At 74.5% G+C, this 13,583-nt stretch carries 10 protein-coding genes; 2 read left to right on the top strand and 8 right to left on the bottom strand.

Annotated elements, in window-relative coordinates; all coding sequences use genetic code 11:
- Window positions 1-1,440, top strand: a complete 1,440-nt coding sequence (locus ACZ4QV_RS05410; protein ID WP_361143899.1) for an FGGY family carbohydrate kinase — start codon at window positions 1-3, stop codon at window positions 1,438-1,440.
- Window positions 1,441-1,474: 34 nt separating this feature from the next.
- On the opposite strand, the gene ACZ4QV_RS05415 is transcribed toward ACZ4QV_RS05410, so the two are convergent.
- The 6 genes from ACZ4QV_RS05415 to ACZ4QV_RS05440 form a co-directional block, all read right to left on the bottom strand.
- Complete coding sequence (locus tag ACZ4QV_RS05415; protein ID WP_361143902.1) at window positions 1,475-2,671, bottom strand: RNA polymerase sigma factor; 1,197 nt, start codon at window positions 2,669-2,671, stop codon at window positions 1,475-1,477.
- Between the two features lie 301 nt (window positions 2,672-2,972).
- Window positions 2,973-4,895 carry a DNA primase gene (dnaG, locus tag ACZ4QV_RS05420; protein ID WP_361143904.1) on the bottom strand — a complete coding sequence of 641 codons (1,923 nt, stop codon included), beginning with the start codon at window positions 4,893-4,895 and terminating at the stop codon, window positions 2,973-2,975.
- A 167-nt stretch (window positions 4,896-5,062) separates the two neighbouring features.
- Entirely contained in the window at window positions 5,063-6,025 is a 963-nt protein-coding gene (locus ACZ4QV_RS05425; RefSeq protein WP_361143906.1) for a pyridoxal-phosphate dependent enzyme, read from the bottom strand.
- Window positions 6,026-6,104: 79 nt separating this feature from the next.
- Window positions 6,105-7,382, bottom strand: a complete 1,278-nt coding sequence (locus ACZ4QV_RS05430) for an NAD(P)/FAD-dependent oxidoreductase (protein WP_467762610.1) — start codon at window positions 7,380-7,382, stop codon at window positions 6,105-6,107.
- Window positions 7,383-7,706: 324 nt separating this feature from the next.
- The gene (locus ACZ4QV_RS05435) at window positions 7,707-9,056 is read right to left on the bottom strand and encodes a deoxyguanosinetriphosphate triphosphohydrolase (RefSeq protein WP_361143911.1); all 1,350 of its coding nucleotides are present in this window, start codon (window positions 9,054-9,056) and stop codon (window positions 7,707-7,709) included.
- On the bottom strand, window positions 9,053-10,009 hold the full coding sequence (locus ACZ4QV_RS05440; RefSeq protein ID WP_361582150.1) for a sirohydrochlorin chelatase: 957 nt from the start codon (window positions 10,007-10,009) through the stop codon (window positions 9,053-9,055). Before ACZ4QV_RS05440 ends, ACZ4QV_RS05435 begins: the two co-directional genes overlap by 4 nt.
- Window positions 10,010-10,390: 381 nt before the next feature.
- On the opposite strand from ACZ4QV_RS05440, the gene ACZ4QV_RS05445 reads away from it, so the two are divergent.
- Window positions 10,391-12,448, top strand: a complete 2,058-nt coding sequence (locus tag ACZ4QV_RS05445; protein ID WP_467762698.1) for a molybdopterin oxidoreductase family protein — start codon at window positions 10,391-10,393, stop codon at window positions 12,446-12,448.
- An 18-nt stretch (window positions 12,449-12,466) separates the two neighbouring features.
- Here ACZ4QV_RS05445 and ACZ4QV_RS05450 read toward each other — a convergent pair whose 3' ends face one another.
- On the bottom strand, window positions 12,467-12,925 hold the full coding sequence (locus ACZ4QV_RS05450; RefSeq protein WP_361143919.1) for a nuclear transport factor 2 family protein: 459 nt from the start codon (window positions 12,923-12,925) through the stop codon (window positions 12,467-12,469).
- A gap of 117 nt (window positions 12,926-13,042) precedes the next feature.
- Window positions 13,043-13,498, bottom strand: a complete 456-nt coding sequence (locus tag ACZ4QV_RS05455; protein ID WP_361143921.1) for a MarR family winged helix-turn-helix transcriptional regulator — start codon at window positions 13,496-13,498, stop codon at window positions 13,043-13,045.
- Window positions 13,499-13,583: the final 85 nt, after the last annotated feature.

Here is a 13,583-nt window from a genome sequence, read left to right on the forward strand (position 1 = left end):
ATGGGGATAGTCGCCGGGCTGGACAGTTCGTCCGAGAGCACACGGATCGTCGTCTGCGACGCGGACACGGGTGCCGTCATCAGGCAGGGGTACGCGCCGCACCCCGCCGAAAAGGGACACGAGATCGACCCGCAGGCGTGGCTGATGTCACTCGGCGAGGCCGCGGGCAACGGGCTGCTGGAGGGCGTGCAGGCGATCGGGGTCTCCGCCCAGCAGCAGGGGATGCTGCCGCTGGACGCGGACGGCGCTCTCGTACGGGCGGCGCTGGTCGGGAACGACAAGCGGGCGCAGAGTGCCGCGGCCGACCTGATCGACGCGCTCGGCGGGCGGGCCGCCTGGACGCAGGCCGTCGGTGCCGTCCCGCACGCCGCGCAGCCGCTGACCAAGCTGCGCTGGCTGGCACGGAACGAACCGGCGAACGCGGCGCGCGTCGCCGAGGTCCTGCAGCCGCACGACTGGCTGGTGTGGCAGCTGCTGGGGCGCCCGGCGCGGCGTACGACGGACCGGGGCGGCGCGTCCGGCACCGGGTACTGGTCGGCGGCGGCCGGTGCGTACCGGCCGGATCTGGTGGAGCTGGCGCTCGGGCACCAGGTGCGGCTGCCGGAGGTGCTGGGGCCGTCCGGCACCGCCGGGTTCACGCCCGAGGGGCTGCTGATCTCCGCCGGGACGGGCGAGACGATGGCCGCGGCGTTCGGGCTGGGGGTCAGCGCGGGTGACGCGGTGGTGTCGCTGGGCGCCTCGGGCTCGGTCTTCGGCATCCATCACGAGGCGCTGGCGGACTCCAACGGCACGATCACCTCGTTCGCCGACGCGACGGGGATGCATCTGCCGGTGGTGCACACGAGCAACGCGGTACGGGTGCTGCGGGGCACGGCCGAGATGCTGGGCACCGACCTCCAGGGGCTGTCCGAGCTGGCGCTGAAGTCGACGCCCGGCTCGTACGGCATGGTGCTGCTGCCCTACCTGGAGGGCGAGCGGACGCCGCACCTGCCGCACACGGCGGGATCGCTGCACGGGCTGCGGCGCGAGAGCATGAAGCCGGAGCATCTGGCGCGGGCGGCCTTCGAGGGCATGCTGTGCGGGCTCGCGGACGCGCTGGACGTGCTGCGCGGGCGGGGCGTCGAGGTGCGCCGGGTGTTCCTGCTGGGCGCGGCGGCGGAGCTGGGCGCGGTGCAGGCGGCGGCGCCGGGGCTGTTCGGGGCGCAGGTCGTGGTGCCGCAGCCGGCGGACTACGCGGCGCTGGGCGCGGCACGGCAGGCGGCCTGGGCGCTGGGCGCGGCGCACGGCACGCTGGCTCCGCACGAGCCGCCGCGCTGGCCCGCGGCGGCCAGCCAGGTGTTCGAGCCGGGCGAGGATCTGCCGGTCGGGCAGGCGGTGCGCCAGCAGTACATCGCGGTGCGGGAGGAGAGCTACGCGGGGGCGTTTTTGTCCGCTCAGTAGGAGATGAGGGGCGTACGGGACAGGAGGCGCGTCCTCAGTCGAGGTAGCCCCGTAGCTGGTCCGCGAAGGCGTGGTCGCGGAGTTTGTTCAGGGTCTTGGACTCGATCTGGCGGATGCGTTCACGGGTGACGCCGAAGATCCGGCCGATCTCCTCCAGGGTGCGGGGGCGGCCGTCGACGAGGCCGTAACGCAGCTGGACGACCTTGCGTTCCCGTTCGCCGAGAGTGGACAGGACCGCTTCGAGGTGTTCGCGCAGGAGCAGGAAGGCGGCCGACTCCACGGGGGACGCGGCGTCGCCGTCCTCGATGAGGTCGCCGAGGGCCACGTCGTCCTCCTCGCCCACGGGGGCGTGCAGGGAGACCGGTTCCTGGGCGAGGCGCAGCACCTCGCTGACCCGTTCGGGGGGCAGGTCGAGCTGGGCGGCGACCTCCTCGGGGGTGGGCTCGTAGCCGCGTTCCTGGAGCATCCGGCGCTGGACCCGGACGACCCGGTTGATCAGCTCGACGACGTGCACCGGGACGCGGATCGTGCGGGCCTGGTCGGCCAGCGCGCGGGACATGGCCTGGCGGATCCACCACGTGGCGTAGGTGGAGAATTTGTAGCCGCGGGCGTAGTCGAACTTCTCCACGGCGCGGATCAGCCCGAGGTTGCCCTCCTGGACGAGGTCGAGCATGGTCAGGCCGCGGCCGACGTAGCGCTTGGCGACGGAGACGACCAGGCGCAGGTTGGCCTCGATGAGGCGGCGCTTGGCCATCCGGCCGAGGACGACCAGCTTGTCGAGGTCCAGGGCGAGTTGGGAGTCCAGGTCGGGGGCGAGCCGCAGGCGTTCCTCGGCGAACAGGCCGGCTTCCACGCGGCGGGCCAGTTCGACCTCCTCCACGGCGGTGAGCAGCGGTATCCGGCCGATCTCGCGCAGGTACTGGCGGAACAGGTCGGAGGACGGGCCGCCGGCCTCGGCGCGCGGCGGCGGCTCCGGGGCGATCTCCTCCACGAGAATTTCGGGCGCGGGCGGCTCGGCCTGCTGCGGCACGGTGGCCGAATCCGCAGCCGGCGCGTCGGCGAGGGTCCGGGTCTGCACGGGGGCGACCTCCAGTGTGATCGCTGCTGAGGCGGCGGATAGGCCGGGACCGTCTGCGGCCGAGCCGCTGTCCGTCCCGTACATCAAGAGCGGTTCCGCGGGGGTTTCCGGTTCCGTACGTCCGGACCCGCCGCGCTCCGAGGACTCAGGCACCGCTCCTCAGTGTGGAGTACGACACAGTCCCGCCACGAGGGGCGTGCGGGCACTTTTTGGGTCCGGACGGTGACCGGGCGGCTACGGCGGGGTGGGTACGGGGGTATGGGAGCGCGGAGGTGCGGGGCAGGAGACGCGGAGTACGGAGGCACGGCGTGCGAGGGCACGGAGTACGGGGGCACGGCATGCGGGGTACGGGATGTCCGCGGTCGAGTCCCGCGGGTACGGGGTCGCGTACCGCGCGTGCGGGGCCCTTCGCGCGGGCAGCGGCCTCCTGCGCCCGGCTGCCGGGCGCGGGCGGTTACAGCGCCGCGTAACCGCGTTCGCGGAGGGACTGGCCGTACTGCTGGAGGACCCAGAGTTCGTTCTGGACGGCGGTCAGGTGCTGGGGGTCGGCGTTCGGGCCGAGGCGCTGGAGGACGCCGCGGATCTCCGTGACGCGGCTGTTGACGGCGGCCAGCCGGACGGCGACCAACTGGACGCCCGCGTACGCCTCGTCGGGGTCACGGCGGGTGTGCAGGGGCTCCACGGCCAGCTCGGTGACCATGGCACGGACCGTGTCGTCGGGGGCGGCCTCGCGGACCCGGGCGAGGTAGGTGTTGTCGCCCGCGGCGGACAGGGTGCCGCCCGCGTCCTCGATGCAGCGGCGGACGGTGGCGTACGGGGGCGCGGTGAACTCGTCGGCGCCGTACGCGTCGAAGGCGGGCGAGACCAGGTCGGGGCGCTGGAGGGCCAGCTTGAGCAGTTCCCGTTCGACGCGGTGGGCGGGGCTGCGCAGGTTCAGGGCGGGGCCGCGCGGGCCGGCCGGGGCCTGGGCGGTCTCGGGGCCCTGCGGGCCGGCGCGGCGGCCCGTACGGGAGGAGTCCTGGCCGTTCTGGCCGTCCCGGCCGCGTTCGCGGGCCCAGCGGGCGAGCTGGCCGACCCGGCGGACGACGAACTGGGTGTCGAGGATGCCGAGCATCCCGGCCAGTTGCACGGCGGACTCGTGCTGGATGGAGCTGTTCTTGATGTTGGCGACGATGGGCGCCGCCTCGTCGAGGGCGGCGGCGCGGCCCACGGCCGTGTCGAGGTTGTGCCGGGCCACGACCTGGCGCAGCGCGAACTCGAACAGCGGCGTACGGGACTCCACCAGGCCGGCGACGGCGGCGTCGCCCTCGGCCAGGCGCAGGTCGCAGGGGTCCATGCCGCCGGGGGTGATGGCGATGGAGGTCTGGGCGGCGAACTTCTGGTCGTCCTCGAAGGCGCGCAGCGCGGCCTTCTGGCCGGCCGCGTCGCCGTCGAAGGTGAAGACGACCTCGGAGCCGGAGTTGTCCATCAGCAGCCGGCGGAGGATCTTGATGTGGCCCTCGCCGAAGCTGGTGCCGCAGGTGGCGATGGCGGTGCGGACGCCGGCCAGGTGGCAGGCCATGACGTCGGTGTACCCCTCGACGACGACCGCCCGGTTGGTCTTGGCGATCTCCTTCTTGGCGAGGTCGATGCCGTACAGGACGTGGGACTTGCGGTAAAGGGGGGTCTCCGGGGTGTTCAGGTACTTGGGGCCGTTGTCGTCGTCGCGGAGTTTGCGGGCGCCGAAGCCGACGACCTCGCCGGCGATGTCGCGGATCGGCCACATCAGGCGGCCGCGGAAGCGGTCGATGGGGCCGCGGCGGCCGTCCTGGGAGAGGCCGGAGAGGATCAGTTCCTTGTCGCTGAAGCCGCGGCCGCGCAGGAACCGGGTGAGGTGGTCCCAGCCGGCCGGGCTGTAGCCGACGCCGAAGTGCTGGGCGGCGGCCTGGTCGAAGCCGCGGTCGGCGAGGAACTTGCGGCCGATCTCGGCCTCGGGGCTGTCAAGCTGCTCGGTGTAGTACTGGGCCGCGATCTTGTGTGCTTCGACCAGGCGGGTGCGCTCGCCCTGCTGGCGGCCCGGGGTGTAGCCGCCTTCCTCGTAGCGCAGCGTGATGCCGGCCTGGGAGGCGAGGCGCTCGATGGTCTCGGCGAAGGAGAGGTGGTCGAGCTTCATGATGAAGTCGACGACGTCCCCGCCCTCTTGGCAGCCGAAGCAGTGGTAGAGGCCCTTGGCCGGGCTGACGTGGAACGACGGGGACTTCTCGTCGTGGAAGGGGCAGAGGCCCTTGAGGTTGCCGCCGCCCGCGTTCCGCAACTGGAGGTACTCGGACACGACGGCGTCGATCGGGACCGCGTCCCGCACCGCCTTCACGTCGTCATCGTTGATCCTGCCAGCCACCCCTGAATTCTACGGGTGGGGTACGACAGTCCCCGCCGGACCCGTCCGGCGGGGCTGCCGGGCCGGGTGGAAAACGGCCGGAACGCCCGGTACGGCCGTCCTCAGGCCTTCCGGTTCCCCACTGTCCCCGGATCCTCCGGGCATCAGATCATCAGGCCCCCGGTTGCTCAGGCCATCAGCTCCAGGAACCGGTCCAGCCCGATGTTGCCGCCCGAGATCACCACCCCGACACGGCGCGGCAGCGGGTCGACGGCGCCGGCCAGCAGGGCGGCCAGCGCGGTCGCCCCGCTCGGCTCGGTGACGATCTTCAGCCGTTCGAAGGCGAGCCGCATCGCGGCCTTGATCTCGTCGTCGCCGACCAGCACCACCGAGTCCAGCAGCCGCTGGTTGATCGGGAACGTCAGTTCGCCGGGCTCCGGCAGCGCCTGCCCGTCGGCGATGGTGCGCGGTACGGGGATGCGGACCCGCTCGCCGGCCGCGAGCGAACGCCGGGTGTCGTCCCCGGTCTCCGGCTCGACGCCGATCATGCGGATGCCGGGGACCAGCGCGGTGGCGGCGACGGCCGAGCCCGCCGTCAGCCCGCCCCCGCCGACCGGTGTGAGCAGGGCGTCCAGCGGGCCGGCCGTCTCGATCAGCTCCAGGGCGGCGGTGCCCTGCCCGGCGATGACGTGCGGATGGTCGTACGGCGGGATCAGGGCCAGGCCGCGTTCGGCGGCGAGCCGCGCGCCGAGCGCGGCCCGGTCGCCGGTGTAGCGGTCGTACGTGACGATCTCGGCACCGTAGCCCTCGGTGGCGTCCCGTTTGGAGCGCGGCGCGTCCTCCGGCATGAGGATGACGGCGCTCGTGCCCAGCTCCCGGGCGGCCAGGGCGACCGCCTGGGCGTGGTTGCCGGAGGAGAACGCCGCGACGCCGCGGGCGAGCTGCTCCGGCGCCAGCCGCGAGACGGCGTGGTAGGCGCCGCGGAACTTGAAGGCGCCGGCCCGCTGGAAGTTCTCGCACTTGAGGTGCACCTCGGCGCCCACGAGGGTGTCGAGGGTGCGGGAACGGAGCACGGGGGTGCGGTGGACGACGCCCTTGAGGCGGGCGGCGGCGTCCCGGACGTCGTCGAGCGTGACGGTGACTCCGCTCACGGATCGGTGTCTCCCTGGGCGTCGAAGGGGGTACGGGTTCTCCCGCGCCGGGCGCGCGAACGCGCCCGGCGCCCCGGTTTCAGAGCAGCGAGTCCAGGGCCACCTGCGGATCGGCCAGCGCGTTCGGGTCGAGGACCCGGCCCGAGCGGATGAGCTGCTGGATCGGCCCGGTGACGTCCCACATGTTGACGTTCATGCCCGCCAGCAGCCGCCCCTCGCTCAGCCAGAAGGCGATGAACTCGCGCTTGCCGACGTCGCCGCGGCAGACCACCTGGTCGTACGAGCCCGGGGGCGCGTAGCCGGAGTACTCCAGTCCGATGTCGTACTGGTCGGAGAAGAAGTAGGGAATCCGGTCGTACGTGACGTCCTGGCCGAGCATGGCGCGGGCCGCGGCGGGGCCGCCGTTGAGGGCGTTGGCCCAGTGCTCGACGCGCAGCCCGGCCGGTTCGCCGTCCTCGGCGGCCAGCAGCGAGTACGGGAAGGCGGCGATGTCACCGGCCGCGAAAATGTGCGGGTCGGAGGTGCGCAGCGCGGCGTCCACGGCGACGCCGCCGCCGTGCGCCGGGTCCACCAGGGTGAGCCCGGCCTGTTCGGCCAGGGACGTGCGCGGGGCGGCGCCGATCGCGGCGAGCACGTCGTGGGCCGGGTGCTCCTCGCCGTCGTCGGTGCGCGCGGCCAGCACCACGCCGTCCTGCCCGGCGATCTCGGTCAGCCGGGCACCGAAGTGGAAGCGGACGCCGTGCTCGCGGTGCAGGTCGGTGAAGAGGCTGCCCAGTTCGGGCCCGACGACGCTGTGCAGCGGGGTCGGCCCGGGCTCCACGACGGTCACCTCGGCGCCGTACGAGCGGGCGGCGGCGGCGACTTCCAGGCCGATCCAGCCGGCCCCGGCGATGACGAGGTGGCCGTTGTCCCGGCCGAGGGACTGCAGGACGCCGCGCAGCCGCTCGGCGTGGGCGAGGCGGCGCAGGTGGTGGACGCCGACCAGGTCGGTGCCGGGGATCTCCAGGCGGCGCGGCTCGGCGCCGGTGGCCAGCAGGAGCTTGTCGTACGCGATCAGGGTGCCGTCGCCGAGCCGGACCGTGCGGGCCGCCGGGTCGAGGTGGACGGCGGGCTGGCCGAGGTGCAGTTCGATGTCCGCGCCGGCGTACCAGGCGGGTTCGTGGACGAAGACGCTGTCGCGCTCCTCCTTGCCGAGCAGGTACCCCTTGGAGAGCGGGGGGCGCTCGTACGGGTGGTCGCGCTCGTCGCAGATCAGTATGACCCGACCGGTGAAGCCTTCCGCACGAAGGGTCTCGGCGGCCTTTGCCCCGGCCAGGCCACCCCCGACGATGACGAACGTCTGGTGTGCGTCGACCACTTGCTTCCTCCTCGCTGCGGCGCGGTGCGTCCGCGTCCGTGAACGCCCCCGGTCGTGTCCCCCGTTCCCCGTTCTACCCCCCGCGGTGCTTGCGCCGCGCACTGCCCGGCGCGGGCGGTCGCGTGTCCCCGCCCGGTCGTGTGACGCGGATCTGTCATATCGCGTTCCGCGGCCGTCCACCCCGTCGTGCCCCTGTTTTGTTTCCCCGGCGCGCGGCACTCAAGCCCGAGCGTCCCGCAGCGGGCGTGCCGCGGGAAGAGGGCCCGTTCCCCGGGGAGCGCGCCGGCCCCGTCCATGGTGGCCCGGCGGCGCGGGCGCCGCTGGTCAGAGCGTGCCCCGCGGCCGGGTGAGCCGGGCGTGCAGGGAGCGTGCCGAAGCGTCGGTGAGGGCGGCGATCTGGTCGATCAGGGCGCGCATCCGGGCGGTGTCGTCGCCCGCCGCCTCGGCCCGGTCGTACAGGGCGCGGAACTGCGGGTCCAGGCCGTCGGGTGCGCGGGCGACCAGCGCCTCGGCCAGTTCGGCGATGACGACGCGCTGGTCGGCGCGGAGCGCCTCCTGGTCGGGGCGGCGCATGACGTAGCGTTCCGCGACCGCCTTCAACACGGCGCATTCCAGCCGCGTTCCGGGCGGTACGACGAGCCGGGCGCGGTGCCTGGTCAGCCTTCCGGTGCCCGGCCGGCCCGGGAGATGTCCCCACTCGGCGCGGGTGGCGGTCTCGGCGGCGAGGCAGAAGCGGCCGATGAGCTGGCTGGTGGCGTCCTTCAGCCGGGCCTGGGCGACGGCCGTGCCGTCGTAGCCGTGCGGCCACCACTCCTGGTCGAGCAGGCGGTCGAGGGCTGCGCCCAGTTCCGCCGGGTCGGCGCCGGGTGCGTAACGTTCGGCGGCGATCGCGAACACTTCGGCACGTTCGGGCTCGGCGAGCAGGCAGTTCGGGTCGACGTGGCCGGCGTGCAGTCCGTCCTCCACGTCGTGCACCGAGTACGCCACGTCGTCGGCCCAGTCCATGACCTGCGCCTCGAAGCTGCGGGACGCCTCGGGCGCGCCCTGCCGGAACCAGGTGAAGACGGGCAGGTCGTCCTCGTAGACGCCGAACTTGGGCGAACCGGGGTCGGTGGGGTGGCCGCCGCGCGGCCAGGGGTACTTGGTCGCGGCGTCCAGGGCGGCGCGGGTGAGGTTGAGGCCGACGCTGACGGCCGTGCCGTCCGTGTCGGGGACGAACCGTTTTGGTTCCAGGCGGGTGAGCAGCCGCAGCGACTGGGCGTTGCCCTCGAAGCCGCCGCAGGGCGCGGCGACCTCGTTGAGCGCCTGTTCGCCGTTGTGCCCGAACGGCGGGTGGCCCAGGTCGTGGGCGAGGCAGGCGGTCTCCACCAGGTCCGGGTCGCAGCCGAGCGCCGCGCCGAGTTCGCGGCCGACCTGGGCGCACTCCAGGGAGTGGGTGAGACGGGTGCGCGGACTGGCGTCCCACAGGTGTTCGGTGGTGCCCGGGGTGACGACCTGGGTCTTGCCCGCGAGGCGGCGCAGCGCGGCGGAGTGCAGCACCCGGGCCCGGTCCCGTTGGAAGGCGGTGCGGCCCGGGCGTTTGTCGGGCTCGGGGACCCAGCGTTCGGTGTCGGCCGCTCCGTACCCCGTACCGTCGTGGCCCGCTTCGCGGCCCGTCGTTCGTGTGCCCGTCATACGGTGACGGTAGCCGCCCCGAGGGTGTCCTGGACGCACCCGCCGCGTGCAGCGAGTGCCTGGTCGTAACGGTGCAGGACCAGCCGGGCCAGCGCGGGGTGGTCGCCGAGCGGTGCGGCGGCGGGCCCGGGGGCGGCCGCGGCGCACTGGGCGGCGAAGCGGCCGGGTGCGGTGAAGCAGGAGGCGAGGGCGGGCCGCGGGTGGCCGCGGGCGGCGAGGGCGCGCAGCGCGGCGGGGACGGAGAGCGGGGTGCCGCACGGGCCGCCTTCCGGGGGCGCCGAGGCGTAGGCGGGCAGGACGGGTACGCCGCCGAGGCGCTCGGACAGGAGCCGCGCCGTACGGGCCGTGTCGGCGGCCGATTCGGGGGCGCGCGACCCGGCGGCGGCCAGGACGACGGCGCTCGGACGCCGGGCGCCGGCCTCTTCGAGGCGGGCGTGCAGGGCTTCGGCGAGCAGGGGGTGGGGGCCGAGCGGGCGGGCGAGGTGCGTGGCGAGGTGCGGTGCGCCGGCCAGCGCGGCCGGGATGTCGTGGCCGACGTGGTGCCCGCGGGCGAGCAGCAGCGGTACGGCGACGGCCCGGCCGTCGAGCTCCGCCAGCGTGTCCGGGAGCAGGGGCGCGTTCAGTTCGATGTGGCCGAGGCGGACGACGAGCCCGGGGCGCAGCTCCCGTACCCGGTCCAGGAGGGCGGTGACGGTGCGCAGGGCGGCGGGGTCACGGCTGCCGTGCGCCACGGCTACCAGGGCGGGGCGGGAGTCGCCCGGTGGGCCGGCCGGGCGACGGGCGTCCGGTGGGCGGGCGGCCGGGGGCCGCGGGGGCAGGCCGCGTAGCCGGACCCGGCTGAGCCGGGCGCCGAGCTGGATGCTGATCTCCGTCATGAGCTGCGCCGTACTGTCGAAGGGGACCGCGGCGCACGGAAAGGCCGCGGGCGGCGGGGGCGGGGTCGACGCCTTCATGAGGGGAGCCTGGCACCGGGGCGTTGCCGGGCCGTTGCGCGGGTGTGACGGCTGGTTTCCGGTGGCTGACGGGCCGCCGGGGACGGGCGTGAGGGGTACGGGCCCGGTCCCCCGGCCTCCTCACCTCCCCCGTACGGGCACCGTGAGGCACGCTTCCCCGGCCCGTAACGCCGCCCCGGACCGGCGGAAACACGGGCGTCGCAGGCTGGCCGCATGAACGCCGCCACCCCCCGCACCCGTTCTGCCACCGCCACCCCGGCGGCCCCGCTCCCCGACTCGGCCACGGACCCGAACACGGCCCCGGCCACCCTCGCCGTCACTCTCCCGGGCCCGGACGCGCCCGTGGACACCCACTGCCCGTACTGCTCCCTCCAGTGCGGCATGGGCCTGCGCCGCCTTCCGGCGGGCGCCGCGGGCGCCCCCGCCGAGGTCGTGGAACGCCCCGCCTTCCCCGTCAACCGGGGCGCCCTGTGCGGCAAGGGCCGCACCGCCGCCCACCTGCTCGCGCCGGGTGCCCGGCTGACCGAGCCGCTGGTCCGCGACACGGCGACCGGCCGTCTCGTACCGGCGGACTGGGACACCGCCCTCGCCCGGGTCGCCGCGGGCCTGTCCCGTACCCGCGCCGCGCACGGCAAGGACGCGGTGGGCGTCTTCGGCGGGGGCGGGCTGACGAACGAGAAGGCGTACGCGCTGGGCAAGTTCGCGCGGGTGGTGCTCGGCACGTCGCAGATCGACTACAACGGCCGGTTCTGCATGTCCTCGGCCGCCGCCGCGCACCAGCGGGCCTTCGGTCTGGACCGCGGGCTGCCCTTCCCGCTGGCCGACGTCGCCCGCACCGGCTGCGTCATTCTGGTCGGCTCCAACCTGGCCGAAACCATGCCGCCCGCGCTGCACTACGTGACGGAGCTGAAGGAGAACGGCGGCCGGCTGATCGTCGTCGACCCGCGCCGCACCCGTACGGCCGACCAGGCCGACCTGCACCTGGCGCCGCGCCCCGGCACCGACCTGGCCCTCGCGCTCGGCCTGCTGCACCTGGTGGTGGCGGAGGGCCGTACGGACGAGGAGTTCATCGCGGCGCGCACCAGCGGCTGGCCGGCGGCCCGCGCCGCGGCGATGGCGCACTGGCCGGAACTGGTCGAGCGCATCACCGGCGTACCGGTCCCGCAACTCCGGTCGGCCGTGAGCCTGTTCTGCGCCGCGGACAGCGCCATGGTGCTCACGGCCCGCGGCCCCGAGCAGCAGTCCAAGGGCACGGACACGGTCGGCGCGTGGATCAACCTGTGCCTGGCGACCGGACGCGCCGGACGCGAGCACTCCGGCTACGGGTGCCTGACCGGCCAGGGCAACGGGCAGGGCGGCCGCGAACACGGCCAGAAGGCCGACCAGTTGCCGGGCTACCGCAAGCTGTCCGACCCGGCCGCGCGGGCGCACGTCGCAGGGGTGTGGGGCGTACCGCCCGAGTCCCTCCCGGGCCCCGGACGCAGCGCGTACGAGCTGCTGGACGCGCTGGGCCGGGACGTACGCGCCCTGCTCCTGATGGGCTCCAACCCCGTCGTCTCCGCACCCCGCGCCGCCCACGTCGAACAGCGCGTCAGGGCACTGGACTTCCTCGCGGTGGCCGACGTGGTGCTCTCGGAGACCGCGGCCCTCGCGGACGTGGTCCTCCCGGTGGCCCAGTGGGCCGAGGAGACCGGGACGACGACCAACCTGGAGGGCCGGGTCCTGCTGCGGCGCCGCGCCCTGCCCCCGCCGCCCGGCGTCCGTACGGACCTCCAGGTCCTCCATTCCCTCGCCGCCCTCCTCGGGTGGGAGAAGGGTTTCCCCGCCGCCCCGGAGGAGACCTTCGACGAACTGCGCCGCGCCTCGGCCGGCGGCCCCGCCGACTACGCCGGCATCACCTACCGCCGGATCGCCGCCGAGGACGGCGTCTTCTGGCCCTGCTCCGGCGAGGACCACCCCGGCACCCCGCGCCTCTTCCTGGACCGCTTCGCGACCCCGGACGGCCGGGCCCGCTTCGCCCCGGTCACCCACCGCCCGGCGGCCGAGGAGCCCGACGACCGCTACCCGGTGGTGCTGACGACCGGCCGGGTGCTGGCCCAGTACCAGTCGGGCGCCCAGACCCGCCGCGTCCCGGAGCTGACCACCGCGGCGCCGGGACCGTACGTCGAGATCCACCCCCGGCTCGCCCGGCAGTACGGCATCGAGGACGGCCGGCCGGTCGCGGTGGTCTCCCGCCGCGGCCGCGCGGTGGCCCCCGCCCGCTACAGCGAAGCGATCCGCGCGGACACCGTCTTCATGCCCTTCCACTGGCCGGGGCCCGGCCGCGCCAACACCCCGACCAATCCGGCCCTGGACCCGGTGTCGGGGATGCCGGAGTTCAAGACGTGCGCGGTACGGCTGGAACGGGCGGAACAGGCGGCCCGGGCGGAGGAGGCGTAGGAGCGACGGCCGGTGCCTTCACGGCGTGCAGGCTTCGGCGACCGAGAGGCTGTTCTCGTAGAGGTGGTGGCGGGTGATGCGGCCGTTCTCGACGGTGAGGCGCAGGGCGAACGGCCCCTCGAAGGTCTTGCCCGTCGCCCGTACGGTCCCCGCCACGTGCCCCGTCAGCACGGCGTCGGTGCCGTCCACGAGGAAGGCGTCGACGGAGGCGCGCGACTCCTCGGGCACCGTGTGGGCCGCCAGTTCCTCGGCCTGGGCGGCGCATTCGGCACCCGTGGTACGGGGGCGGATCCACGGGACGACGGGGTTCTCGGCGAGCAGCCAGTCCACCTCGTCGGCGAAGAGCGCGGTGAGCCGAGCGGTGTCCCCGGCCATCCGGGCGGCGAGGAACTGTTCCACGACGGCCCGGGTGGCCTCGGCGACCGGTGTCTTGTCCGTGGCCGTACCGGGGGTGTCGGCGGTGGGGTCGGCGGTCATGGCGCTCTCCTCGCGGTGCGGCCGGGCCCGGCGGGGGACCCCGCCGGTGTGTCCGATGCTGCCGTGGGCGGGGAGGCCGGTCGATTACCCCGGAGGTAAGGGGACGGATCGGCGCCCTCAGTGGTGCCGCATCTTCCCGCCGACATTGTGGATCATCCGCTGGAGCACCTTCAGCGTGCGCACGTACTCCTCGTCACTGATGCCGTCGTGGATCCGGGCGCGCATCTCCACCTGGAGAGCGGCGCAGGTGGCGTGCAGGGCCGCACCGTCGGCGGTGATGTGCAGCCGGTCGCCGTCGGCGGTGGCGAGGCCGCGGTCGAGGAGGTCGTCGACGGCCGCGCCGATGCCGTCGGCGCCGGTGTCCAGGTAGCCCTTGAGCATGTCGGTCACCTCCGCCCGGTCGCGGCCGCCGGGGTGGTCCACGAGCTGGTTGAGCACCCACCACTGGGGCTGGTTCAGGCCGTGGCGGGCCAGGCCGGCGCGGATGTGGGTGACGGCCGCCGTGTGGGCGGCCCAGGCCCAGTAGCCGATGGGCTGACCGGCCAGTTCGGCGTCGCTGTGCGAGTACTCCATGGTGGTGCCTCCTCTGCCCGTTGCGGGCGTCGTGCCTGATGAGGAAGAACCTAGGAACTCAACCGGACTTGAGGTCAATGGTGGC

This window comes from Streptomyces sp. NPDC026394, from assembly GCF_055567735.1.

What these genes read in the sequence shown, in the direction of transcription:
- ACZ4QV_RS05450 (WP_361143919.1), bottom strand. Translation starts at nt 12,925, where the DNA reads ATGACCGCCGACCCCACCGCCGACACCCCCGGTACGGCCACGGACAAG.
- ACZ4QV_RS05410 (WP_361143899.1), top strand. Translation starts at nt 1, where the DNA reads ATGGGGATAGTCGCCGGGCTGGACAGTTCGTCCGAGAGCACACGGATC.
- ACZ4QV_RS05455 (WP_361143921.1), bottom strand. Translation starts at nt 13,498, where the DNA reads ATGGAGTACTCGCACAGCGACGCCGAACTGGCCGGTCAGCCCATCGGC.
- ACZ4QV_RS05445 (WP_467762698.1), top strand. Translation starts at nt 10,391, where the DNA reads ATGGGCCTGCGCCGCCTTCCGGCGGGCGCCGCGGGCGCCCCCGCCGAG.
- ACZ4QV_RS05435 (WP_361143911.1), bottom strand. Translation starts at nt 9,056, where the DNA reads ATGACGGGCACACGAACGACGGGCCGCGAAGCGGGCCACGACGGTACG.
- ACZ4QV_RS05440 (WP_361582150.1), bottom strand. Translation starts at nt 10,009, where the DNA reads ATGAAGGCGTCGACCCCGCCCCCGCCGCCCGCGGCCTTTCCGTGCGCC.